The sequence below is a fragment of the Silicimonas algicola genome (assembly GCF_003970735.1).
GTDB lineage: Bacteria > Pseudomonadota > Alphaproteobacteria > Rhodobacterales > Rhodobacteraceae > Silicimonas > Silicimonas algicola.
Map to the genome: position 1 here is coordinate 911,244 of NZ_CP034588.1, position 22,910 is coordinate 934,153.

The 22,910-nt window shown below is 66.1% G+C and carries 22 protein-coding genes; 7 read left to right on the forward strand and 15 right to left on the reverse strand.

The features are described from left to right. The first annotated feature begins 32 nt into the window (after positions 1-32). Positions 33-1,205 carry a BaiN/RdsA family NAD(P)/FAD-dependent oxidoreductase gene (locus EF888_RS04625; RefSeq protein WP_109757667.1) on the forward strand — a complete coding sequence of 391 codons (1,173 nt, stop codon included), beginning with the start codon at positions 33-35 and terminating at the stop codon, positions 1,203-1,205. A gap of 7 nt (positions 1,206-1,212) precedes the next feature. On the opposite strand, the gene EF888_RS04630 is transcribed toward EF888_RS04625, so the two are convergent. Genes EF888_RS04630 through EF888_RS04655 form a run of 6 tightly spaced genes read right to left on the reverse strand, consistent with a single transcriptional unit; the run spans position 1,213 to position 6,440 of the window. Then, positions 1,213-2,109 (reverse strand): TIGR01459 family HAD-type hydrolase, encoded by an 897-nt coding sequence (locus EF888_RS04630; RefSeq protein ID WP_241239799.1) that lies wholly within the window; start codon positions 2,107-2,109, stop codon positions 1,213-1,215. A 5-nt stretch (positions 2,110-2,114) separates the two neighbouring features. Continuing rightward, the gene (gene phnE / locus EF888_RS04635; protein ID WP_109757669.1) at positions 2,115-2,930 is read right to left on the reverse strand and encodes a phosphonate ABC transporter, permease protein PhnE; all 816 of its coding nucleotides are present in this window, start codon (positions 2,928-2,930) and stop codon (positions 2,115-2,117) included. Between the two features lies 1 nt (position 2,931). Further along, complete coding sequence (gene phnE / locus EF888_RS04640) at positions 2,932-3,759, reverse strand: phosphonate ABC transporter, permease protein PhnE (RefSeq protein WP_109757670.1); 828 nt, start codon at positions 3,757-3,759, stop codon at positions 2,932-2,934. Further along, entirely contained in the window at positions 3,756-4,550 is a 795-nt protein-coding gene (gene phnC / locus EF888_RS04645; protein WP_109757671.1) for a phosphonate ABC transporter ATP-binding protein, read from the reverse strand. The genes phnE (EF888_RS04640) and phnC overlap by 4 nt, the downstream gene beginning before the upstream one ends. 55 nt (positions 4,551-4,605) lie before the next feature. Further along, on the reverse strand, positions 4,606-5,580 hold the full coding sequence (gene phnD, locus EF888_RS04650; RefSeq protein ID WP_109757672.1) for a phosphate/phosphite/phosphonate ABC transporter substrate-binding protein: 975 nt from the start codon (positions 5,578-5,580) through the stop codon (positions 4,606-4,608). Positions 5,581-5,630: 50 nt separating this feature from the next. Continuing rightward, the gene (locus EF888_RS04655; RefSeq protein ID WP_109757673.1) at positions 5,631-6,440 is read right to left on the reverse strand and encodes a DeoR/GlpR family DNA-binding transcription regulator; all 810 of its coding nucleotides are present in this window, start codon (positions 6,438-6,440) and stop codon (positions 5,631-5,633) included. Between the two features lie 140 nt (positions 6,441-6,580). On the opposite strand from EF888_RS04655, the gene EF888_RS04660 reads away from it, so the two are divergent. From EF888_RS04660 to EF888_RS04685, 6 genes are read left to right on the forward strand one after another with little or no spacing between them, the layout of a single operon-like run. Then, positions 6,581-8,239, forward strand: coding sequence for a Na/Pi cotransporter family protein (locus EF888_RS04660; RefSeq protein WP_109757674.1), 1,659 nt, complete (start codon positions 6,581-6,583; stop codon positions 8,237-8,239). Beyond that, entirely contained in the window at positions 8,236-8,703 is a 468-nt protein-coding gene (locus EF888_RS04665) for an NUDIX hydrolase (protein ID WP_109757675.1), read from the forward strand. Before EF888_RS04660 ends, EF888_RS04665 begins: the two co-directional genes overlap by 4 nt. 56 nt (positions 8,704-8,759) lie before the next feature. After that, positions 8,760-9,779, forward strand: a complete 1,020-nt coding sequence (locus tag EF888_RS04670) for an ABC transporter substrate-binding protein (RefSeq protein WP_109757676.1) — start codon at positions 8,760-8,762, stop codon at positions 9,777-9,779. A 3-nt stretch (positions 9,780-9,782) separates the two neighbouring features. Next, the gene (locus EF888_RS04675) at positions 9,783-11,999 is read left to right on the forward strand and encodes an ABC transporter permease (RefSeq protein WP_109757677.1); all 2,217 of its coding nucleotides are present in this window, start codon (positions 9,783-9,785) and stop codon (positions 11,997-11,999) included. Beyond that, positions 11,996-13,072 carry an ABC transporter ATP-binding protein gene (locus EF888_RS04680; protein ID WP_109757678.1) on the forward strand — a complete coding sequence of 359 codons (1,077 nt, stop codon included), beginning with the start codon at positions 11,996-11,998 and terminating at the stop codon, positions 13,070-13,072. The genes EF888_RS04675 and EF888_RS04680 overlap by 4 nt, the downstream gene beginning before the upstream one ends. After that, positions 13,069-13,638, forward strand: a complete 570-nt coding sequence (locus EF888_RS04685) for a histidine phosphatase family protein (RefSeq protein WP_109757679.1) — start codon at positions 13,069-13,071, stop codon at positions 13,636-13,638. The genes EF888_RS04680 and EF888_RS04685 overlap by 4 nt, the downstream gene beginning before the upstream one ends. 2 nt (positions 13,639-13,640) lie before the next feature. Here EF888_RS04685 and EF888_RS04690 read toward each other — a convergent pair whose 3' ends face one another. From EF888_RS04690 to EF888_RS04730, 9 genes are all read right to left on the reverse strand, one after another. Further along, positions 13,641-14,429: an inositol monophosphatase family protein gene (locus EF888_RS04690; RefSeq protein ID WP_109757680.1), complete on the reverse strand. Its 789-nt coding sequence runs from the start codon at positions 14,427-14,429 to the stop codon at positions 13,641-13,643. Between the two features lie 88 nt (positions 14,430-14,517). After that, positions 14,518-15,558 (reverse strand): extracellular catalytic domain type 1 short-chain-length polyhydroxyalkanoate depolymerase, encoded by a 1,041-nt coding sequence (locus EF888_RS04695; protein WP_109757681.1) that lies wholly within the window; start codon positions 15,556-15,558, stop codon positions 14,518-14,520. A 30-nt stretch (positions 15,559-15,588) separates the two neighbouring features. Beyond that, positions 15,589-15,999, reverse strand: coding sequence for a CopG family transcriptional regulator (locus EF888_RS04700; protein ID WP_109757682.1), 411 nt, complete (start codon positions 15,997-15,999; stop codon positions 15,589-15,591). Between the two features lie 90 nt (positions 16,000-16,089). Beyond that, entirely contained in the window at positions 16,090-17,268 is a 1,179-nt protein-coding gene (locus EF888_RS04705; RefSeq protein WP_109757683.1) for a glycosyltransferase family 4 protein, read from the reverse strand. Then, positions 17,265-18,314, reverse strand: coding sequence for a glycosyltransferase family 4 protein (locus EF888_RS04710; RefSeq protein ID WP_109757684.1), 1,050 nt, complete (start codon positions 18,312-18,314; stop codon positions 17,265-17,267). Before EF888_RS04710 ends, EF888_RS04705 begins: the two co-directional genes overlap by 4 nt. Before the next feature lie 12 nt (positions 18,315-18,326). After that, positions 18,327-19,784 carry an O-antigen ligase family protein gene (locus EF888_RS04715; RefSeq protein WP_109757685.1) on the reverse strand — a complete coding sequence of 486 codons (1,458 nt, stop codon included), beginning with the start codon at positions 19,782-19,784 and terminating at the stop codon, positions 18,327-18,329. After that, a complete protein-coding gene (locus EF888_RS04720) occupies positions 19,766-20,821 on the reverse strand; it encodes an acyltransferase family protein (protein ID WP_109757686.1) in 1,056 nt (351 codons plus the stop codon). Before EF888_RS04720 ends, EF888_RS04715 begins: the two co-directional genes overlap by 19 nt. Then, complete coding sequence (locus EF888_RS04725) at positions 20,814-22,148, reverse strand: flippase (protein ID WP_109757687.1); 1,335 nt, start codon at positions 22,146-22,148, stop codon at positions 20,814-20,816. The genes EF888_RS04720 and EF888_RS04725 overlap by 8 nt, the downstream gene beginning before the upstream one ends. A gap of 55 nt (positions 22,149-22,203) precedes the next feature. Beyond that, positions 22,204-22,908, reverse strand: a complete 705-nt coding sequence (locus EF888_RS04730) for a sulfotransferase family 2 domain-containing protein (protein WP_109757688.1) — start codon at positions 22,906-22,908, stop codon at positions 22,204-22,206. Positions 22,909-22,910 lie beyond the last annotated feature (2 nt).

The following is a 22,910-nucleotide window of genomic DNA, read 5'->3' on the forward strand; positions in this document are numbered from 1 at the left end:
GGGCACCCGTCCGCCGGAACGGGGCGCAGGGTATGGACTACGATGCGATCATCCTCGGCGCGGGCGGCGCGGGGCTTCTCGCGGCGGCGCTTGCCGGACAGGCGGGGGGGCGCGTTCTCGTGCTGGATCACGCGGACAAGCCCGGCAAGAAAATCCTGATCTCGGGCGGAGGGCGGTGCAACTTCACCAACACCGGGACCGAGCCCGACTGCTTTCTCTCCGAGAACCCGCATTTCGCGAAATCCGCTCTCAGCCGTTATACCCAGTGGGACTTTCTCGCCCTTGTCGAAGCGCACCGGATTAGCTGGCACGAAAAGACGCTGGGACAGCTTTTTTGCGATGGGTCGGCTCGGCAGATCGTGGCGATGCTGCTCGACGAATGCGCAAAGGGTGGCGTCGAGATACGCCTCTCGACGGAAATAGGAGAGATCGGCCATGCCGACGGCCTGTTTGGCGTTGCAGGCAAGACCGCACCGCAGCTTGTCATCGCGACGGGAGGCCCGTCGATCCCCAAGATGGGCGCGACCGGCATCGCCTACGACATCGCGCGACGCTTCGGCCTGGACGTGGTGACCCCGCGCCCTGCTCTGGTGCCCCTGACGCTTGGCGAGGGCGACCGCGCATTCCGCGACATCTCGGGCGTGTCCTGCCCCGTCACCGCGCGCGTCGGCGGCACGACCTTTGCGGAAGCAGCGCTTTTCACGCATCGCGGGCTGTCGGGACCGGCCATCCTTCAAGTCTCGTCCTACTGGTCGCCGGGCGATGCCGTCGTCCTGAACGTCGCTCCGGGCGCGCTCGACGCCCTGCGGGAGGCGCGCCGCAAGATGCCGCGCGCGCATCTGAAGGCGGCGCTGTCCGAGCTTTTGCCCAAACGCCTGGCCGAGGTCCTTTCGGATCGCATCGGACTGGCGCAGGAGCTCGGCAACACCTCAGACGCCGAACTGGCGCGCGTGTCGGAGGGTCTGACAGCGTTGACGTTCCATCCCACCGGGACCGAGGGTTACGCCAAGGCCGAGGTTACGGCGGGAGGCATTTCGACCGAGGCGTTGTCTTCCAGCACCATGGAGGCGCGGAACGTGCCTGGCCTCTATGCCATAGGCGAGGCGGTCGACGTGACCGGTTGGCTTGGCGGCTACAACTTCCAGTGGGCATGGTCGTCGGCGGCGGCCGCCGCCGGGGCGATCGCCGAGAGGTCGAGACGTTAGGGCTGCCTCAAGGCGCCTCGATCAGGTGATCGGGACAGATGCCCGACCGGTCGATGGCTGCCGCGATGTCCTGTCCGGCGAAGAATCCATGTCCGGTCACGAGGGCCGACGCGATGCCTGCGGCCTGCGCGCCCAGGATATCGGTGTGGAGGCTGTCGCCCACCATCAGGATCCGGTCGCGTCCGATATCAGGCAGACGCTCGAAGGCCAGGTCGAAGATCATGGGGAACGGCTTGCCGCAGAAGATCGGAGCGACCCCGGTGCGGTCTGCGAGGCGATGCGCGAACTGTCCGGGCTCGGTCGAGAAGCCTATTTCGCGCGGGGCGACGATGTCGGGGTTGCCGACGTAGACCGGCCTTTGGCGCTTTGTCAGCGCGGCTTCGAGCAGCGCCTGCCGTGCCTCGGTCCAGGTGGCGCTTCCGATCATCAGGATGCCGTCCGCGGCCTCGTAGGCCGAAGGCTCGTCCCCAAGTCGGACATGCGGCAGGCTCTCGAATTCCGCGGCTTCGACCCCGTCGCTGATCATCAGGCCCCAGGTGCGGCCATCGCCTCCGTCCACCTGCCGGGCGAGCGCCTTGCGGCTGGTCACGATGTCGTCCGTGTCGAAGTCGTACCCGAGACGCGCATATTTCTCGACAAGTCGGTCGTGCGGAAATCCGGCCGCGTTCGACACGACCAGCACACGCTTTCCGAGGGCCCGCAGGTCGGCGATGCGCTCGGCGACGCCGGGAATCGCCGTCTCGCCGATATTGAGCACGCCGAAGGCATCCAGGAGGAAGGCGTCGTACTCCTGCGCCAGGTCCCCGAGGTTTTGCGACAGCCGTGGCGCGCAAATGGCGGGTACCGGCAACGGCAGCCTTGCGCGGACGGCTTCGTAGGCGGCAAACGCCTCCGCGAAGGTCATCGCGCTCAAATGATCGCCCCGCGTACCTTGGCGGAGACCCATTCGCTGATGACGACCGCTGCGAGGATGACGAGCAGGATCAGGCTGACCTGAGGCCAGGCCAGCACGTTGAGCGAGGCCTGGAGCTGAAGGCCGATGCCGCCCGCCCCGACAAGGCCCAGAACGGTGGACTCGCGGATGTTGATGTCCCAGCGGAAGACGGCGATCCCGGCGAAGGCCGGCATGACTTGCGGCACGATCCCGTAGGCCATCACCTGCCACCGGGACGCGCCTGTCGCGGTAATCGCCTCGACCTGGGCGTGGTCGATCTCCTCGATGGCCTCGTACAGAAGCTTGGCGCAGAAGCCGATCGAGCGGATGGCGATGGAGATGACTCCCGCAAAGACGCCGGGTCCGATGATCGCGATGAGGAGAAGCGCCCAGATCAGCGAGTTGATGGAGCGCGTCGACACGATGATGAAAAGAGCAATGGGACGGATCAGCCAGCGCGAGGGCGTGGTGTTTCGCGCCGCCATGAAGGCAACCGGCACCGCCAGAAACAGCGCGATCAGCGTGCCGAGCGTGGCGATGTTCAGTGTATCCCAAATCGGCCACCAGAGCCGGCTGATGTATTCCCACCGCGGCGGGGTCGCACGGGACCAGATGTCGCCCGCGATGGTGGGCGCGTCCCAGACGAAGAACCACGTCGTCGCGTCCGAGATCTGCTTCCAGCAGAACAGGAAGATGGCGAGGCCGACCAGCCAGCCGAACCAGCGGACCAGCGCCTCTCCGGCGGTGCGGCGGCGCCAGATCGCGACGCCCTCGTGCTCGCGGACCGGCATCCTATTGCACCCTCGCCCGGACCACGCCGGAGATGTATTCGAGCGCCATGACGATCCCGATGATGAGCAGCAGGATCGCCGCGGCGGTGTCGTACTCGTAGCGGTCGAAGGCCGTATTGAGCGTCGCCCCGATGCCGCCCGCGCCGACGAGACCAAGAATCGCGCTTTCACGGAAGTTGATGTCGACGCGATAGATCGACAGGCCCACGAGGCGCGGCATGACCTGAGGCTGGACCCCGTAGTTGATCCACTGAAGCCAGCGCGCGCCGGACGCCCGGATCGCCTCGGCCTGCGTGCGGTCCATCGCCTCGATGTCCTCGGCCAGCAGCTTCGACAGGAAGCCGATAGTCGCGAAGGACAGGGTCAGGAAGCCGGCGAGCGGACCGAAGCCGAAGATCGCGACAAGAAGGATTGCCACGATGATCTCCTGCAGCGCCCGGCTGACCGCGACGATGCCGCGGCAGATCATGTAGACGGGCAGGGGCGCGATGTTGCGTGCGGCGCCAAGTCCGATGGGGATCGAGATCAGGATGCCCACGACCGAAGCGGACACGGTAATGACGATGCTCTCCACCAGCCCGCCCCAGATGTCCGAGGCGCGGGTGACGAAGTCGGGACGCGTGAAGGACAGGATGAACTGAAGCCCCCGGTCGAGGCCCTCGTAGACCCGGTTCCAGTCGACATCGATTGTCAGGAAGGCGGCGATCAGGTAGGCCACGAAGCCGGCGATCAGACCCCAGCGCAAGAGCGGCCGGCGAACGAAATGCGGCTTCCGCCAGGCGGTGCCCAGGATGTCGTCGAGCTCCCGCCGTTCTTCGTCCGGCCTCATTCGGCGGCCTCGATCTCGTCGTCGTCCTCGGCCGCCTCGATTGTGGCCTCCCAATCCTCCTCGCCGTAGATCTCGGTCAGCTTGTCGGGCGACAGGCCTGTCGGCGGGCCGTCGTAGACGATCTCGCCCGACCTCAGGCCGACGACGCGGGGCACGAACATCTGCGCCAGCGCGACGTCGTGGATGTTGATGATCGCGGCCAGCCCACGCTCGCGACAAAGCTCGGTGATCAGCCGCATGATCTGGCGTGAGGTCTTGGGGTCGAGCGACGCGGTCGGCTCGTCCACCAGAAGAAGCTTCGGGTTCTGGATCAGCGCGCGACAGATGCCGACCCTCTGGCGCTGGCCGCCCGACAGTTCGTCCGCACGCTTGTCGGCCATATGGAGAAGGCCCACCCGGTCGAGAAGACGGAACGCCTCGTCCACGTCCGACTGCGGATAGCGCCTGAGGAAGCTGCGCCAGAAGCCGACATAGCCGAGCCGGCCGGACAGCACGTTTTCCATCACGGTCAGCCGCTCGACGAGGGCATATTCCTGGAAGATCATGCCCATCGACCGGCGTGCCTTGCGCAGACCGGCGGACCCGAGCTTCGTCAGCTCGAGATCGTCCAGCCACACCTCGCCCCCGGTCGGTTCGACCAGCCGGTTGATGCAGCGGATCAGCGTCGACTTGCCCGCGCCAGACGGCCCGATCAGCGCCAGCACCTGTCCGGACGGCACCTCGAGGCCGATGTTGGTCAGGGCCTTGTCGCCGGTCTTGTAGGTCTTGGTGAGATTCTTCAGCCGCAGCATCGCCGCTCCCGTCCAGGTCGTCGGGCGGACCTTGCGGCCCGCCCGGATGGTGCGATCACTCGCAGGCGTAGCTGACGCCGTTCTCGGCGTCGATCTTGCGGATCACGTCCCAGAAGTCCTTGTAGTTCATCTCGATGAACTGCTCTTCGCCGGACTTCGAGAATTCCTCCTGAAGCGACGAGCCCTCCCAGTCGAACGAGAAGAAGGCTTCCTTGATCTTGTCCTGAAGCTCGGGCTTGAGGTTGTAGACCGTGCCGAAGCCGGTCGTCGGGAAGGTCTGCGACTTGTAGATCGACACGACCTGCTCGGGCTGGATCACGTCACGTTCGATCATCCGCTGCATGACGGAATTGGCGATGGCGCCCGCGTCGTAGTCCTTGTTTGCAACGCCCAGCACGGTGTTGTCGTGCTTGCCCGAGAACACCGGCTCGAAATCGCGACCGGCGATCAGGTCGTATTCGCCCTTCAAGATTGCCGACGGAGCCTTGAAGCCCGAGTTCGACGTCTCGGACGAGAAGGCGAGCTGCTTGCCCTTGATGTCCTCGACCGTGCTGATGCCGGAATCGGGATGGGTGATGATCTCCATCTCGTAGCCGAAGTGGCCGTCCTTCGAGGCCATGATCGTGAAAGGCCGGAAGCCCGCGCAGTTCACGGCAAGAGGGTTCGACCCGGTGTTGAACCCCGAGATGTGCAACCGGCCAGACCGCATCGCCTCGATCTGCGCGGCGTTGTTCTGGACCGGGAAGAAGACGATGTCCTTGCCGGTCACTTCCTTCATGTGGTCCAGGAAATCCGACCAGGCGGTCTTGTAGACGGCCGGATCTTCGACCGGCGTATAGGCGAAGATCAGTGTGTCGGGATCGAGGAGTTGGCTCTCATCGGTGGGAACGTCGGCGATCAGGTCGCCATCCGCGTCGCAGAAGCGCGCGTCGAGATCGCCGCGCGGGCAATCCTGCGCCGAGGCCGTCCCCGCGAGGGCGGCCAGCGCCAGCGCGGAGGCGCCGGCAAGGGTCTTGAGGTCGAGTTTCATGGTGTCCTCCCTTTGGATGCGGCTCTTGCGGCCGCGATGGTCTCAATCAACTAGTCGGCGACGATGATGTCCACCTCCGAGGCCTCGACGGCCTTCAGAAGATCGCCGCCGGGCCGCCGGTCCACGACGATGGTGGTGAGGTCGCTCAGGCTCGTCACGCGCACGACGCCGGTGCGGCCGAACTTGGCGCTGTCGGTCAGCAGGACCGACCGCGCGGCGCGCGAGATCATCTTGCGCTTGACCGCCGCAAAGCCCCGCACCGTCTCGGACGGGCCTTCGGCCGACAGCCCGCTCGATCCGATCAGGCAGATGTCGACGTGGAAGCGTTCCAGGAACTCGAGCGTCTCGGTACCGACGACGGCCGACTCGGCGGGCAGATATTCCCCCGGGCAGAGGATCACCTCGGCCGCTCCCTGTCCGAGCGTCATGGCCACGGGAATCGAATTAGTGATGACGCTGCACGGCGTGCCGAGATAGGCCAGCGCGCGCGCCAGCTCGATCGTCGTCGAGCCCGAGTCGATCATCACGGTCTCGCCCTCGTTCACCAGCCTCGCGGCGCGCGAGCCGATCCGCTCGCGCTCGGCGATGCGCGCATGGGCGCGCTCGTCGAGGCTTGGATAGTGACCCCGCGTCGGCGTCGAGGCGCCGCCATGAGCGCGCGAGATGAGGCCGTCCTTGCTGAGCAAATCGAAATCCCGGCGCACCGTCTCGGTCGAGACGCCGAACCGTTCGGCCAGCGCGCTGATCCTGACGTGCGGCTGAAGCTTGAGCTCGAGCAGGATCTGCCGACGCCGCTCGGACTTCTTCAGCTTGCCGTGCTGCGCGGCGTGCTTCTTTTCTTGCACTACATTCGACTTCATCGGTCTCGGGATGCTCCTTGCACGTAGTTGTGTGGGAATCTCCGCAACATGGCAACAAATTCTGTTGCATACCCCACAGCCGGGTGGTGAAATCCTTGGAAAGGAAGGATCGACATGAGATGTGACGCGATCAACCGGACGTGCTGACGCTGGCCGTGCACCTCGCGGCCGCTGTTGCGCTGCTGTTGTGGTCCATCAGGCTGATCCGGACCGGGATCGAACGCGCTTTCCTGCCCGAATTGCGCCGCTCGCTGAAGACCTTCGGCCGCAATCCTCTTTCTGCGGCGGCCGCCGGCGGTGGCGCGGCGATGGTCATGCAAAGCTCGACCGCCGTCATCCTGATCGGTGCAGGTTTCGCGGCGGCGGGCCACCTGTCGGCGTCCGGCGCCCTGGCCATAGCCTTTGGCGCCGATGTGGGGTCTGCCCTTCTGGCGCGCGTGCTGTTCCTGCCGGTCGCGGACGTCGTTCCCTTCGTCATGCTGGCCGGTGTCGTCCTGTTCCTGAAGGCGCGAAGCCGTCGGACGAAACAGGTCGGGCGCATCCTGACGGGGCTTTCGCTCACCTTGTTGAGCCTCGGCATGATCCGCGCGGCGGCCGAGCCCATCGGCGCCAGCGACATCGTGCAGTCCATCGTCGGCTACCTTGCGACGGACCGTACGAGCGCCTTCGTGATCGGGGCTCTGCTGGCCTGGGCGATGCATTCCAGCTTGGCAGCCGTCCTGACCTTTGCCTCATTCGCGTCCGTGGGCCTTCTTGGCGCGCCCGTGGCACTTGCCCTGGTCCTGGGCGCAAACGTGGGCGGGGCGGCGGTGCCCGCCGTTCTTCTCTGGCGCGCGCCGGCGGCGGCGCGCAACATGGCGGTCGGCAACCTCATCGCCAAGCTCGCCGTGACGCTTCCGATCCTCGCCGCTCTCCTTCTAGTCGATCCCGCGACCTCGATCCTCGGCCGGACCGCCGCCGATCAGGCCATCGCGGCGCACATCGCCGTCAACCTCGCCGTTCTCGTCATCGCGCTGCCGTTGACCCGGTTCATCGCTTGGTCGGCGGACAGGCTGGCACCGCCGCTTGCGGCGGACCTTCCCATCGCCAGCGCTCTTGATCCCGCTGTTCTCGAACGGCCGCGGCTCGCCCTTTCCTGCGGGCAGCGCGAGCTTCTGAGGATGGGCGAGACGGTTCAACTGATGCTGACCCAGGTCATCCCGCTGTTCCGCGAGTGGAACGCAGACGCCGCGGCCCTGATCGAGCGGCACGAGACCGAGGTCGACCGGATGCACTATGACACCAAACTCTATGTCGCGCGTCTCCAGCAGAACGAGCTGACCGAGGACCAATCGCTCGACGCCGTCCAGATCGTGTCGACCGCCAACAACCTCGAGGACGCCGCCGACCGCATCGCCGTCGATCTCGTGGGCCTCGCCCGCAAGCTTCGCGACGGCGGGCTGTCGTTCTCCGAGCAGGGGATGTCGGACGTCGAAAGCTTCCACGACCGGATCGTCACCAATGCGCAACTCGCTCTCAGCGTTCTGACGACGGGCGACGCCGAGGCCGCGCGCCAACTCGTCTCCGAGAAAGACGACATCCGCGCCGAGGAACGCCGCCTCCAGGAACGTCACCTCGCCCGACTTGGCGGAGGCGGACGGCTCAGCGTCGAGACGACGAACATCCACCAGGAGACGCTGCGGGTGCTCAAGCAGGTCAATTCGGCCATCACCTATGTCGCCTATCCCATCGCCGAGCAGGCCGGCGACCTCCTCGACTCGCGCCTTGCGCGGCCAGCCACGGCGGACGGCACGGCATGACCGACGCGACCGACACCGCCAGCCAGATCGCGGCGCTGCCCATCATGTGGGACAGGTCGGGGCGGGTCCGCGTTCTCATGGTCACCTCGCGCGACAGTGGGCGCTGGGTCATGCCGAAGGGATGGCCGATGGACGGCAAGAAGCCCTGGCGCGCGGCCGAAATCGAGGCGCTGGAAGAGGCGGGCGCGATCGGCTCGATCGGCAGCGAACCCATCGGAACCTACGACTATCACAAGCGCCTGCCCGGCGGGCAGGCGGTGCCCTGCCGCGTGACGGTCTACCCGATGATCGTCGAGAAGCTGAAACGCGACTGGAAGGAGCGGCGCCAACGCAGACGCCGCTGGTTCTCGCCCAAGAAAGCGGCGAAGCTGGTGGACGAGAAGGATCTCGGAGAGCTGCTGGATCGCCTCCGCGACAAGCCGAAGAAGGATCCCGCGATCAGGAAATTGCTCAAGGCGTCCTGACGCGACCATACGACCGAGCCGGGGAAACCGGCCGAACCATCAAGGGAGGAAAGACAATGAAGAAAGTGACAACAGCTCTGGCGGGATCGCTTGTCGCGCTCGCGGCTTCTGCCGGGGCGTCGCAGGCCCTGACGCTGTACTGCTCGGCGCAGGAAGAGTGGTGCCAGATCATGGCCCGCAGCTTCGAGGAAGCGACCGGCATCGACGTCGACATGACGCGCAAGTCGTCGGGAGAGACCTTCGCCCAGGTCAAGGCCGAAGAGGCCAATCCCAAGGGAGACGTCTGGTGGGGCGGCACGGGCGACCCGCACCTTCAGGCCGCCGAGGAGGGGCTGACCGAAGAATACGTCTCGCCGATGCGCGAGCAGCTCCACGACTGGTCCATCGCCCAGGCCGAAAGCGCCGGCAACCAGACCATCGGCATCTATTCTGGTGCGCTTGGCTACGGCTACAACAACGACCTTCTGGCGGCGAACAACCTGCCCGAGCCGGCCTGCTGGAAGGACCTGCTGAAACCCGAGTACAAGGGCCACATCCAGATGGCGAACCCCAACTCGTCGGGGACCGCCTATACGACGCTCGCCACGATGGTGCAGATGTTCGGCGAGGAGGAGGGCTTTCAGTACATGAAGGACCTCCACGCCAACATCAACCAGTACACCAAGTCCGGGTCGGCGCCGATCAAGGCGGCGGGACTGGGCGAGACCACCGTCGGCATCGTCTTCATGCACGACGCCGTGGCGCAGGTCGAAGCGGGTTTCCCCATCACCGTGGTCGCGCCCTGCGAGGGCACCGGCTACGAGATCGGATCGATGTCGATCATCAAGGGGGCGCGCAACATGGACGAGGCCAAGCAGTTCTACGACTGGGCGCTCTCGGCCGAGGCGCAGAACCTGGCGCTTGAGGTCGACGCCTTCCAGGTGCCCTCGAACAAGGGCGCGCAGACCTCGGACAAGGCGCCCGATCTGTCGTCGATCAAGCTGATCGACTACGACTTCACGAAGTACGGTTCCTCCGACGAGCGGAAGCGCCTTCTCCAGAAGTGGGACGAAGAGGTCTCGACGCTGCCGCAATAAGAGGTGCGCGTCGTCACAACCCAGAACACCGCCCATCCGGTTCTGATCTTCTGGATCATCGCCGGATGGATCGGCTTCTGCCTCCTCCCCTGGTACGGGGTGGAGGATTTCTGGACGTTCGAGTGGCTCGTCGACGGCTGGCCTTTCGACGACGACCATGCGCCGGCAGCCGTTCTTCTGGGGATGGGGCAGAAGCTGTGGCTCGCCCCGCTCATCCCGCCGCTGATCCTGCCGCTCTTCGCGCTGGGCCGCCCCAAGTCGGACCCGATGCATGGCGCCCTCCTGATCGTCGCGGGCGCCTTCGGCCTGGCCTGGCTCGTCGCGCAGGGCTTCGGAATTGGCCTTCGCGGCTTCACCTTCGACTGGCTCACGGCGATGTTCGGAGAGCTTGACGACCGGCAATTCGGCATGGGCTACGGCGCGATGATCACCGCCTCGGCCTTCCTGTTCCTGTTCACGCAAGGCATCGCGGCGCGAGGCGCGGTGAACGGCGACGTCTTCGTCGTGGGCGCCATCGGCTTCGTCATCGCCATCGTCACGGCTTTCGTGTTCTTCCCCATCGCGAAGATGCTTTTCGCGGCCTTCGTGACCGAGGAAGGGGGCTATTCCTCGCAGGTCTTCCTGTCGAAGTTCCTGAACGACCGGCTGTGGGGGCTGGGCTGCCTGTCCGGCGCGCGCTGCGGCGCCGCCTGGAATTCGCTCTTTCTCGCCATCGCCGTGGGGTTCGCGACCACGATCCTGGGCCTTGCCTTCGCACTCGTCGTGACCCGCTCGGGCTTCCGCTACAAGCGAGCGCTGAGGGCGCTGACGGTGCTTCCGATCATCACGCCGCCCTTCGTCATCGGCCTGGCACTGATCCTGCTTTTCGGCCTGTCCGGGTCGGTGACGGTCTTCTTTGCCGACCTTCTGGGAATACGACCGACGCGTTGGCTCTACGGCTTCACCGGGATCTTCATCGCCCAGGTCCTGGCCTTCACGCCCATTGCCTTCCTCGTCCTGATCGGCGTGGTCGAGGGCGTGTCGCCCTCGATGGAGGAGGCGGCCCAGACGCTGCGGGCGAACCGCTGGCAGACCTTCCGCACCGTGTCGCTGCCGCTCATGCGCCCTGGCCTCGCCAACGCGTTCCTCCTCGGCTTCATCGAAAGCATGGCCGACTTCGGCAACCCGCTCGTCCTCGGCGGCAACTTCGACGTGCTGTCCACCGAGATCTTCTTCGCCATCGTGGGTGCGCAATACGACCAGGGACGCGCGGCGGTGCTGGCGATGGTGCTTCTGTTCTTCACGCTCTCGGCCTTCTACGCGCAGCGCATGTGGCTGGGGAAGAAAAGCTACACCACCGTCACCGGCAAGGGCGACGCGGGGGTCCATCCCCTGATGCCGAAGGGTCTCGCCATTCCCGTCCTGGTCACGGCGCTGACCTGGGCCCTGTTCACGATCGTGGTCTACGTGATGATCGTCTATGGCAGCGTGGTCGAACTCTGGGGCGTCAACAACTCGCTGACGCTCAAGCACTACGTCACGGCCTTCAGGGTCCAGATGGGCGAGGACGGCATCCGCTGGACGGGCGCCGCCTGGGACAGCTTCTGGACGACGATCATCATCGCCGCCGTCGCGGCCCCCCTGACCGCGGCGGTTGGTCTCGTCACCGCCTATCTGCTGACGCGGCAGAGCTTCGCGGGCAAGAACGCCTTCGAGTTCGGCACGATGCTGTCCTTCGCCATCCCCGGCACGGTCATCGGCGTGAGCTACATCCTCGCCTTCAACGTGCCCCCCATCGAGATTACGGGCACGGGCATCATCCTCGTCGTCAGCTTCATCTTCCGGAACATGCCCGTGGGCGTCCGCGCCGGCATCGCCTCGATGAGCCAGCTCGACCGAAGCCTCGACGAATCCTCGCTGACGCTCGGCGCCAATTCCTGGCAGACCTTCCGCCGCGTGATCCTGCCTCTTCTCAGACCCGCAATCCTCGCAGCCCTCGTCTACAGCTTCGTGCGCGCGATGACGGCGATCTCGGCAGTGATCTTCCTCGTCTCGGCCGAGTACGACATGGCGACGAGCTACATCATCGGCCGCGTCGAGAACAACGACTACGGCCTCGCCATCGCCTATTCGACGGCGCTGATCTTCGTGATGCTGGCGGCGGTGGGGCTGCTTCAGCTTCTCGTCGGACGTGTCCAGATCGGACGGCGCACGCAGCACGGAACGGAGACGACGACATGACCGATCTCACGCTCGGCGCGAAGGCCGCCCCGGTCCGCTTCGAAGGCGTCTCGAAGGTCTTCGGCAAGACCGTCGTGGCGGTCGACAACATCGACCTGAACGTCGAGGCAGGAAAGCTCGTCACCCTCCTCGGCCCCTCGGGCTGCGGCAAGACGACGACGCTTCGCATGATCGCAGGGCTCGAGATGGCGACGACGGGCCGCATCCTCATCGGTGACCGGGACGTGACGCGTCTGCCCGCGACCGACCGCGACGTGTCGATGGTGTTCCAGTCCTACGCGCTTTTCCCGCACATGACCGTCCTTCAGAACGTCATGTACGGTCTGACCTTCTCGGGCTTCGGCAAGGCCGAGGCGCGCGACAGGGCGCATCACGGGCTCGACCTCGTCGGCTTGAAGGGCTTCGACGCGCGCCTGCCCTCCGAGCTGTCGGGCGGGCAGCAGCAGCGCGTCGCCGTGGCCCGCGCGCTGGTGCTGGAACCCCAGGTTCTCCTCTTCGACGAGCCGCTGTCGAACCTTGACGCCAAGCTGCGTCGGCAGGTCCGCGAGGATATCCGCGCCATCCAGAAGAACCTCGGCCTGACCGTCGTCTACGTCACCCACGACCAGGAGGAGGCGCTGGCGGTGTCCGACGAGATCGTCGTGATGCGCAACGCCTCCATCGCGCAGAAGGGCAGCCCGCGCGAGCTTTACGACGCCCCGACCGACCACTTCGTCGCCGACTTCATCGGCGAGGCGAACCTCGTTCCCTGCACCATCGTCTCGGTCGAGGGCGACATGGCGACGATCGAGATAGAAGGCTTTCGCGACCGCTTCCCGTCACGCGGCCTTCCCCCCGGTCCCGCAACTCTGGCCGTTCGACCGTCGCGCATCATCATGGGACAAGGGGAGGGCGTCCCCGCGACCGTGGCCAAGGCGACCTACGTCGGCGTCCGGATGGAGTACACGCTCGAAGGTGCCTTCGGGCAGGTCTTCGCGGTGCAGGACGAGGTGGACGATCCGTTGCCGGTCGGCCGCGAGGTGCGCATGTCCTTCACCCGCAGGGGACCCGTGTTGCTGCCTGCCGAAGCGTGAGGGCGCGGCTGATCTTCGTCACCCATCCGCAGGTGACGGTCGATCCGCTCACGGCGATCACCGGGTGGGCCCTCAGCGAGACAGGCAGGCGCCGCGCGGACATCTTCGCGCGCAGCAGCACGCTGGACGATATGACGGCCCTTTGGTCCAGCGGTGAGACCAAAGCGCTGGAAACCGCAGCCATCATCGGCGAACACCGCCGGTGTCCCGTGCAGGTGATCGCGGACCTCGGCGAGAACGACCGCAGCTCGACCGGATACCTTCCGCCTGCCGACTTCGAGGCGGCGGCGGATCGCTTCTTCGCGGCGCCTTCCGAGAGCTTTCGGGGCTGGGAAACCGCCCGAGCCGCGCAGGCGCGCGTCATCGCCGCCCTCAGCCGCATCGTACAGGACCACGAGGGGGGCGATCTCGTGATCGTTTCGCACGGCGCGGTCGGAACGCTCTTGCGCTGCCTTCTCGCCGGCCTTCCCATCGACCGTCGCCACGACCAGCCGGGGCAGGGGCACTACTGGACCGCGACGCTTCCCGACCTTGCCGACCCGACCGGGTGGCAGCCCATCGCCTGAGATCAGTCGGCCCAGGCCTCGATAGCCATGTCGCGGAGTGCGTCGAAGGCGAGAGGGCCCGACGCGATGACGCGGCCCCCGTCCTCGATCATCGCCTGTGCGTCCTGGTCCTCGACGCGGCCACGCGCCTCTCGGATCAAAAGCTGGCCAGCGAGGCAATCCCAGGCATTCATGTGCTGCTCGACATATCCCAGCAGGCGACCCGACGCGACGTAGGCAAGCGACAGCGCGCCCGAGGCGTTGCGATGGAACATGGCGCCCGTGCCGATCAGAGTCTCGATCAGCGGCACCGTCTTCGCCGCGTCGACACGGTTGGAATAGCCCACGCCGACCGTCCCGCTGTCGAGCGCCGTATCCGTTGCGACGGACATCGGGCGTCCGTTGAGGAAGGCCCCGCCGCCCGCGCGCGCGGCGAAGGTCTCGCCATGCACGGGGTCGTGGATGACCCCCGCAACGATCTCGGGCCCCTGAACGCAGGCAAGGACGACGCACCAGGCGGGGATCTCCTGCACGAAGTTCGTCGTGCCGTCGATTGGGTCGATGACCCAGGTGAACCCGGATCGCCCTTCGGACGCCGCATATTCCTCGCCCACCACTGCGTCGTCCGGCCAGGCGTCCGCCAGACGTTCTCGGATCAGCGCCTCGACGCCACGGTCAGCCTCGCTGACCCAGTCCTGCCTGCCCTTCGCCTCGACCACGAGCGATGGCCGGTCGCGGAACTTGTCGAGCGCAAGTCGTCCGGCCTCCGCACAGATTTCAATTGCGGACGTCAGGCGGTCTTCGATCTGCATGGGTGTCTCGTCTCTGTTTGAGTGTATCGGTCGGTGGGCTCCGCCGGATGATCTGCGAGGAAGCCGGCAGAGCCAAGGGGCGCTGTGGTCAGGCCGTCGTTTCCGCCGACACGGCGAGGAAGAAGCGCACCATTTCCGCCGAGGCGTCAGGTCCCTCGGGGTGGGTGTAGCTTCCCGCAGGCGAACCGCCCGACCAGGCGTGGCCTATGCCCGAAAGCCGCCAGTCCTCGGCCAGCGTGCGCCCCGCCGTGTCGCGGTGCAGGGCAACGGTTGCACCCGGCACCTGCGACGCGATCTCCACCGTCGTTTCCTCGCCGAGCGACGCGGCGATGACCGCGTCCGCATTGCCGGGTGCGACCGTCGCATCCGCCGTTCCGTGGAAGACGATGCTGCGCACGGGCGGTGTCGCGCGCCGCGTCCCGCCGCGTCCGCCTCGCATCGCCGCAAGCGCGCTTGGCAGGTCGCTGGCGGACCCGGGCGCCAGCCCCGAATGCACGCCGACCGCAGCGAAGACCTCGGGGTGCGTCCCGCCAAGGATCGCCGCCATAGCCGCCCCCGCCGAGAGACCCGCGACATAGGTCCGGCCCTGCGGAACGCCATGCTGCGCGGCGAGGCTGCCGGCAAGGTCCGCCAGCAGCGCCGGTTCGCCCTGGTCCCGCGCCTGGTCCTCGGGACGGAACCAGTTCCAGCAACCCATCTGGTTGGCCTGCCGGGTCTGCTCGGGATAGACCACGACCAGGTTCTCGCGCTCGGCATGAAGGTTCATGCGCGTGCCCGTGGCGAAGTCGTCGGCATCCTGCGTGCAGCCGTGCAGCATCAGGACAAGGCCCTGCGGCGGTTCCGCCCGAGGCGTTGGCACGAAGACACGGTAGTCGCGCGCTCCGAAGCGGCTCTCGTGCCGTCCCGTCTCGTAGACCGCGCCATCCGGAACGTCCGGGCGAACCGACCCGCCCCGATGCTTGGGCCGCGCCTTGACCAGAGAGGATATGACTTCACCGAGGGGCCGGCGCGGCCGTTTGGGTCCGTCGCCCGAAAGCGCCGTCTGAAGGATACGTGTCGCCTCGGAGGGGTTTCCGGCGCGCGTCTGCTCGAGCGCCCGGCCCATGGCCGTCGCGAATTGGTCGTTCATCGTTCTAATCCTTGAAAGGAGGCCGTGGCCTCAGGTCATTCGGTCCTTGAGGGCCGCCTTGAGTTCCCTCGACGCCTGAAGGGCGCCGAGAACGTGAATGGATCCGATCGTCGCCAGCGCGAGGTCGGTCGAGACGTCCGACGCGATCCGCGCCAAACCCACGACCCGGATATCCAGGAGTTCGCCCTTGGACCGCGCCGCCTCCAGTTGCGCCCTGGTCAGGTCGACCAGGCCAAGCTCCAACGTGTGCCGCTTCATCGAAGACGTCACCTGATCCTGCTCGGTCGTGATCTGGTTGCGGATGGCTGTCCGGATAAAATCCGTGCGGTTCGAATAGAACCCCTCGCTCACCAGAAGATCGATGCGTCCAAGGTCGACATGTCCGAGGTTGATCGTGATCTTCTCAGTCTCGGGAGGCCGCAGCGGGTGTATCTTCGGCATTCTATTCTCCATCCACTTGGATGGTATATGGAGTGCGGCGCGCATTGTGCAAGTGCAGCATGAAGAAACATCGCCGAATGAAAGCAAGTTCTATATCCGCGCGAGGTCTCGAAGAGGCATCGGCAGCCCGTGGTCGCCGTGGCCGAGGCCGGCCTCCCGATAAAGCGTCTCGATCTCGTCGACCATCGTGCCAATCGAGAAACGACTGCCCGCAGAACGGGAGCGCTGGCCGGATGCACACATGCGATCCTTGCTCGACATCAGGTGGAGGAGGGAGGTGGCAATGGCCTTCGCGTCCGTACAATCCTCGACGAGATCGGCGTCCCGCCCGAAGACCGTCTCGGTTCCGGCGTTTCGGACAGCGACGATTGGCATTCCGACGGCGCAGGCCTCCAGAAGGACATAGGGCAGGGACTCATACCGGCTGGTGTGGACCTGCAAATCCATGTCGCGCATGTGCTCCACGAAGTTCACCTGGCCGAGGAGACTGACACTGTCCTCGAGGCCGTGAGCGGCGATGTAGCTCTTCAGGTCGGCCTCAAGAGGACCCGCTCCGATGACTACCGCCTGGATGTCGTCGCGCTGGAGGCGGGCCAATGCGAAGGCTTCGATGAAGGCCATCGGGTTCTTCTGATGCACAAGACGTCCCACGAAGCCGACTCTCAGACGGCCATCGCCCCGCGGTCGCGGCTGTCCTGCGGTTCCTGCAATGGCGTCAAGGTCAATCCCGTTCGGAACATAGCGCAACCGATCCTTGGCAAGGCCGATGTCGCGGGCATAGTCCAGTTCCTCGGGTGAGACGGCGATGATCCGGTCGTGCGGACGCCCCAACCAGTGGTCCACGCACCGCATGACCCGGCCCTTTGTTCGGGAAAGCGACCGATCCATGCCGCGGAAGGCGTGGGGGGTGAACAGCGTGGCGCGATAACGGCGACGCAGGGTCTGCGCGATGAGGCCGGCCTTGCTCGAATGGGCATGGAGGATCCGGTCCCTCGTGTTCGGCCCGAGCAGCGAGCGCAGCCGCATGGCAACCCGGAGGTCGGACGGGTGCGGCTCGCGTCGCATGTCGATACGGATGAATCGTCCCGGTGGCACCCGCGCCAGCCAGTCGAGGAATTGCGGCTCGCTTCGTGCGAGCGAGGCGATGAGACGCACGTCGTGGCCCCGGGCGAGGAGAGCGTCGAACAGGTCCATGACATGGCGCACCGACCCACCGCCGGTGCTTTCAATCATCAGGTCTATGCCAAGGGAAGGGCGCGTGACCGTCATGCGAAAACCCTTCCGAAGAGATCGGCATAAAGCGACGCCGTCGTGTCCCAGTCGAAGCGGCGAGACGATGCGATGCGGGCGGCGATGGCGTCCGGAGCGTCCGAGCCGCCGAGGAGGTCCACCATCGCGTCTGCGATATGGGCAACGCTGTTCGGGTCGACGAGAAGCGTGTCGGCGGGGCTGACCTCGGGCAGGGCGGAGACGGCAGACGTCAGGACGCGCGCGCCGCAGGCGGCGGCCTCGACCACGGGAAGGCCGAAGCCCTCGTAGAGCGACGGAAAGACGAGGCCTCGGGAGCCGGTGTAAAGGCAGGCGAGGTCGTCGTCGCTGACAGGTCCGACGTGCAGGATCGATGCCGGAGGCTCCCCGATCTCGGCCGCCTTGAAGACGCGAGCGTTCGATGTGCGTCCGAAAGTCACCAGCCGGGCCTCCGGGTGACGGTCCGAGACGATGCGCCAGGCCTCCACGATGCGGGCGAGGTTCTTCCGGGGATCGTTGCCGAGGAAGGCGACAAGGTATGGGGCGTCCGGAATTCCCAACCGTTCGAGTGTTTCGCGCGTGCTTTCCGGTTGGGTGCGCCGGAAGGCGACGGAGGTGCCGGAGTAGATCCGGGTCACCAGATCGGGTCGCGCGCCGTAGTGCTCGATCAGCCGCTCGCGGGTGAAGTCCGACACGGTGACGATGTGGCGCGCATTTCGGACCAAGCGCGAGACGACCTGATCGTAGACGACGGCGAACGAGCGCGAGAACCATGCGGGCTCGTCGACGAAGGCGATGTCGTGAACGGTCACGACATGGCTCGGGTGATAGATAGGTCCGGTGGTCGAGGGGCTCCACAGGTTCTGCCGCCGCGCCTTGCGCGGCAGCACCGTCTGCTCCCAGAGATGCCCCTTCGGCCCCGAGGATGACGCCTCCCCCGGCTGCACAAGTTCGACCCCCGCGAGACGCCGCGAGATCTCTTCGGCGACCCGCTTCTGTCCGTTCGAGGGCACGCCTAGAACCCTGGCGTTGACCATGAGCGGATGAGAAATCTGGATGGAAACCATGAAATGTCCTGTTCAGGCGCCGCGCGCGAAGGTGCCGGTCGGGGAGGAGCCCCGCCGGGCAAACTGTCTGGCGGCATGAGTGGGAGGCAGCGAGACCGCCACCAGCAACCGGGGATGCGAAAGCGCGGCCAGCGTGTAGAAGAGCGGTCCGAGATCGAAGACGTGGAAGGATGCTGACGCCGCGATGAGGCCGGAGATGACGCCCCACCGCGCCGCGTTGGCCAGAACCCTGGTCTCCGGATCACAGTCCCGGACCGACGTGTCCCGACCGAACAGGCTGGCGATGAAGAGACAGAAGCATACCGTCCCGAAGAGCCCCAGGTTCGACAGAAGCGTCAGGACGAAGCTCGACGTCCGCACGCTGCCGATCCCCGCGCCGAGCATCAGGGTGTCGAAGAACGTCTTGAAGGCGCCTGCGTTCAGGTTCGACCTCTCGGCGCCCGAGGTCGAGCTCATCTTGTTGGTGATCGTCTCGTCGATCAGGACGCGCGCCTGGTCCCCCAGACCCGGCGCCAGCAGAAGCAGGGTCGCGGCGACAAGGAACAGCGCCAGACCGCAGACGAGGATGACCCGCATGGTCCGGAACCGCTCCAGCAGCCAGGCGTCCTTGAGAGCCACGAGAAGGAACAGCGCCGAGGCCACCGTCAGGGCCGCGTAGGCTGTGGAGGACGTCGAAAGGATGAGAAGGACGAGCGTCATGTAGAAGACCGGCTGCGTGATCCTCGTCCGGTAGCGGGCGAGCACCAGCCTCAACGTCATGCCGAGGATGGTCATCCCATAGATCGAATACATCGACGTCTCGGGAAAAAGCCCGCTGATGCGCTTGAAGCCGGCAATCTCGTTGTCGGTCCAGCTCGTGTAGGTGGCGGTCCGCAACCAGTCGAGAAGAACGCCGGTCCCGCTGTAGTAGGTCGCAAGGTCGATCAGCGAAATGGCGACGTGAGCGACACCGAGAAAGACGAGGCCGTCCAGCACCGCACGGTGGCTGCGGCGCGTGGCGATCAGGGCCGTCACGCTGCCGTAGAGGACCAGTTGGCCGATGGAATACACCGTCTGCGTCAGGTTTCCCGACATGGGCTCGAAGGGAAAGAGGAAGGTCGGTTCGCCTTCCGGCGCGGGACGGGACACAGGGTAGACTTCGATCTTGCCGTGGAAGAAGGGGCCGATGAGAAACGCCGCCACGGCGCCGTAGAGGATGGCGAGCAGGAGCCAGAAACCGGGGCTTCCGACGCGGAAGGCCGCAAGGAAGCGCAGGGCTCCGCCCTTTGTCATCAGGTTTCTCAAGGCGATGAACCCGGTAAAGGCCGGAGCGGCCAGGATGGACGCGCCCCCGAGCGACGGCGGGTTCACCACGGCTCCCGATCCGAGGAGGGTGAGCAGCAGCGCGGTCTTCACGACGACCTCTTCGCGCCGGAACAGCACGGCAAGACCGAGAGCGGCGACGAGGAGGCCTAGAAACGTGGGTTGCACTTCCGCGCCTCCGTCAGGAAGAAGCCCCGGGGCTGGATGACGTCGAACGCCCGGACGAGAAGAAGCGGAAAGCCGAGACCGATCGCGAGCCCCAGTCCGGCGGCCACCACCAGCTCGGACACGCCCGCGCCGCGCCAGGTGGCCAGGGTGATGGCGGTGTTCTGGGCAAGGACGTGGAAGGCCAGGATCGCCATCGAATGACGGCCGATGACGTCGAGCGCTGCCGCCGGCCACGCCCCGTGTCTGGCGATCCACCGGCCGGCCAGGCTGACCGCGATGCTTCCCGCGATTCCGGCGGCGACGGCCAGTGGGAAAGCCTCGACGACGCGCAGGTTCAGGTCGGTCCGGGCGCCCAGGGCGAAGCACAGGACGACAACCGCCAGTGCCGGAAGGACGCCCCAGTCGGGCAAACGCTGCAGCAGGCCCTTCGACATCGCGAAAAACCCGAAGAGGGTGAAGAAGCACGCCATCGGGACGAGATCCAGGTTGCCCGGCCAGCCAAGGGGCGAGGCCTCTCCCGGTCGTCGAAGAACTTCGAGGGGTGGCGCAGGAAGCTGCAGAGCAAGCCACGCGATCGGCAGCAGCGCTAACAGGGCCAGCGGCAGGGGGACGGACCATCGCTTCACGACATCGAGCAGGAGAACTGATGCCAGAAGCGTCAGCAGAAGTGCCGGCAGAAACCAGAGTTGCGAGGATGGCAGGGTAGCCCCCGTTCCCCACAACAACCCGAGCAATGCGAGCGAGGCGTCCGTTTCCCGCAGGTAGGATTTCGCAAGGGCCAGCGCGATGCCGACGAGGAGGAACGGCACGAGTATGCGCCGCGCGGCGCGCCAGGCATCGAAGCGATCGGGCCGGAGCAGGCATCCGCTGATGACGAAGAACGCGGGCACATGGAAGGTGAAGACAAGGCTCACCACACCCGGCGCGAGGATCGCGAAGGCCGCATTGTGCCCGAGAACGACGAGGATCATGGCGAGACCGCGTGCGCAGTCGATGCCGCGGTCGCGTCCGGCGAAAGCTGAAGCAGCGTCAGGCATCGCGCCGCTTTCTCACAAAGGGGAAGGCCGCATCGTGGGTGGCGGTGAGTATCTCTCGATCCGCCCGACGAAGCCAAAGCCAGCCGTAGTTCGCAGCAAGAAGCGAACCGAGGACGCTAAGCGCAGCGCCGGTTTCGCCGAGAAGCGGAATCAGCAGCACGCAGAGCGCGATGTTCAGGGCGGCCGCGAGGATGGTGCGCGATGCCACGGCTCTCTCGCGCCCTTCGAAGACGAAGTACTTCGCGGTGACGGTTCCAAGTGCGGCCGGTATCGTCGACATCATCAGGATCGACAGCGGCATGTAGGAAGCCGCGTAGGCCTCGCCGAACGTCAGCTCGATGAAGGGTCGTCCGACGGCCGCGAAGAACACGAACACGGCAAGCGAAAGGCCGAGGACGATGCGCGTGACGATCACGAGGCGGCGGAGGTAGAGGTCGCGGTTGCCCTGTCGCGCGTTGACCAGGGCGAGCGTGACGGCCAGGAGGCAGACGTAGGGAATGTAGATCCACGCCTCGTAGATGCGCGAGGCCGCGGCGAAGACGCCCGCAGCCTTCGCATCCATCAGCCCGGCGACCAGGATCTGCGTGATCCGTATGTTGATCGACACCGCGATGGCGCTCACCAGCATCGGCCAGGACGATGAAAGCAGCTCCCGCGCCCGCGCTGTCGAGAAGCTGGCGACATAGCCCGTGACGCCGAAGATCCTGGCAGCCAGGACGTAAGACAGGATGAGGATGACCTGCTCGACCGCGAGGATGACGAAGAAGGCAAGGAGCGGGGCGCCCGAGACGACCGCAAGGACTTTCAGCGCCGCCCCGACCAGCATGACGGCGACGCGCGAGGCCGCCGGGATGCCCGCGCGGACGTCGGCCTGAAAGGCCATGTCGATCACGGTGAACGGCTGAACCGCGACGAGCGACAAGGCGAGCGCGGTGTAGATCACGACATCCTGCGACACGCCCGACATCACCATCGCGGCGATCAGGCCGAACGAGAAGACGACCGAGCTGGCCGCCATCAGCCAGAACGCGACGCTCAGGTCGAGCCGTCGGTCTTCGGCGCGGACAAGAAGTTCGCGCACGAGGATACCGTCGAGCCCCAGCTTCGCGACCGCCGCCAAAATGGTGACGACGGAAATCAGCACGTTGAACAGCCCGAAGTCCCCGGGCCCCAGATAGCGCGCGACAAACATGCCGACGACGAGGTTTATGCCGGCGAATGCGGCGCGCTCGAGGATCAACGCTCCCGCGTTGGTCAGGTACTTCCTTACTCCCGCTCGCGTGTGGCGGGGGCCGGAGCCGGAAGAGACGGTGCTTTCGAACGTCATGTCGAGCGGCGCCCCGGCGCAATGGACGTGACGGCTCGTTTGCTCATGACGGCGCTCACGGAGCGAACCCCAGAAGGTCGAAGTCCTCCTGGTAGAGGCCCTGCACGATCTTTCTCTGGTCCGCGTCGAGGCCGCCGTCCCGACCCTGCGGCCTGCTGGCGTTCGCCGTGCCGAGGGGCCGATGGATACCGATCTCCCGGCAGAACTCGGCGAACGAGGTATCCAGGGTCTCAAGCTGGAAGATTCGGTCCACGATGAGGCTGCCATCGGTGTCCGTCACGAAGTGAGCCTGCGGCCGAAAGTGGATCCAGGGCATGACGCGGGCCCGGAAGAGCGGGTTGTTCAGCCGCTCCACGAACTCGGGGAAGCTTTGGATGCCGGACAGATGCCGCCGGGCCCAGGCCCGGTCGTGGGCGTAGGGTGTCGTGGACGTCAGGTAGTGAAACGCGGATCGCAGACGGTCGACGGGATGGCGCACGACGGCGAAGCTCGTGTAGCGCGCAAAGCGGTCGGGATCGGCGTGACGCAGCCCTTCCGCCGAGATATGGCCAAACCTGGGATCGTCCTCGAGACCCAGGGCAGCCTTGACCGACTGCCCGGCCGCCTTCGGTATGTGGACGAAGATCGCCTCGTGCCGGTCGTTCCACGCCTGGTAGGGCGAACGCTGCGCTGTCTCGCGCCGCCAGCCGGCCTCGAAAGCGTCCCGTGACCGGTTTGCCAGATACTGGACGCTGTCCACGACATCTCTCGCGTATCCCATCG

What these genes read in the sequence shown, in the direction of transcription:
- EF888_RS04665 (WP_109757675.1), top strand. Translation starts at nt 8,236, where the DNA reads ATGACCGACGCGACCGACACCGCCAGCCAGATCGCGGCGCTGCCCATC.
- EF888_RS04720 (WP_109757686.1), bottom strand. Translation starts at nt 20,821, where the DNA reads ATGCCTGACGCTGCTTCAGCTTTCGCCGGACGCGACCGCGGCATCGAC.
- EF888_RS04625 (WP_109757667.1), top strand. Translation starts at nt 33, where the DNA reads ATGGACTACGATGCGATCATCCTCGGCGCGGGCGGCGCGGGGCTTCTC.
- phnE (WP_109757669.1), bottom strand. Translation starts at nt 2,930, where the DNA reads ATGCCGGTCCGCGAGCACGAGGGCGTCGCGATCTGGCGCCGCCGCACC.
- EF888_RS04730 (WP_109757688.1), bottom strand. Translation starts at nt 22,908, where the DNA reads ATGGGATACGCGAGAGATGTCGTGGACAGCGTCCAGTATCTGGCAAAC.
- phnD (WP_109757672.1), bottom strand. Translation starts at nt 5,580, where the DNA reads ATGAAACTCGACCTCAAGACCCTTGCCGGCGCCTCCGCGCTGGCGCTG.
- EF888_RS04700 (WP_109757682.1), bottom strand. Translation starts at nt 15,999, where the DNA reads ATGCCGAAGATACACCCGCTGCGGCCTCCCGAGACTGAGAAGATCACG.
- EF888_RS04695 (WP_109757681.1), bottom strand. Translation starts at nt 15,558, where the DNA reads ATGAACGACCAATTCGCGACGGCCATGGGCCGGGCGCTCGAGCAGACG.
- EF888_RS04655 (WP_109757673.1), bottom strand. Translation starts at nt 6,440, where the DNA reads ATGAAGTCGAATGTAGTGCAAGAAAAGAAGCACGCCGCGCAGCACGGC.
- EF888_RS04725 (WP_109757687.1), bottom strand. Translation starts at nt 22,148, where the DNA reads ATGACGTTCGAAAGCACCGTCTCTTCCGGCTCCGGCCCCCGCCACACG.
- EF888_RS04630 (WP_241239799.1), bottom strand. Translation starts at nt 2,109, where the DNA reads ATGACCTTCGCGGAGGCGTTTGCCGCCTACGAAGCCGTCCGCGCAAGG.
- EF888_RS04710 (WP_109757684.1), bottom strand. Translation starts at nt 18,314, where the DNA reads ATGGTTTCCATCCAGATTTCTCATCCGCTCATGGTCAACGCCAGGGTT.
- phnE (WP_109757670.1), bottom strand. Translation starts at nt 3,759, where the DNA reads ATGAGGCCGGACGAAGAACGGCGGGAGCTCGACGACATCCTGGGCACC.
- phnC (WP_109757671.1), bottom strand. Translation starts at nt 4,550, where the DNA reads ATGCTGCGGCTGAAGAATCTCACCAAGACCTACAAGACCGGCGACAAG.
- EF888_RS04670 (WP_109757676.1), top strand. Translation starts at nt 8,760, where the DNA reads ATGAAGAAAGTGACAACAGCTCTGGCGGGATCGCTTGTCGCGCTCGCG.
- EF888_RS04690 (WP_109757680.1), bottom strand. Translation starts at nt 14,429, where the DNA reads ATGCAGATCGAAGACCGCCTGACGTCCGCAATTGAAATCTGTGCGGAG.
- EF888_RS04680 (WP_109757678.1), top strand. Translation starts at nt 11,996, where the DNA reads ATGACCGATCTCACGCTCGGCGCGAAGGCCGCCCCGGTCCGCTTCGAA.
- EF888_RS04705 (WP_109757683.1), bottom strand. Translation starts at nt 17,268, where the DNA reads ATGACGGTCACGCGCCCTTCCCTTGGCATAGACCTGATGATTGAAAGC.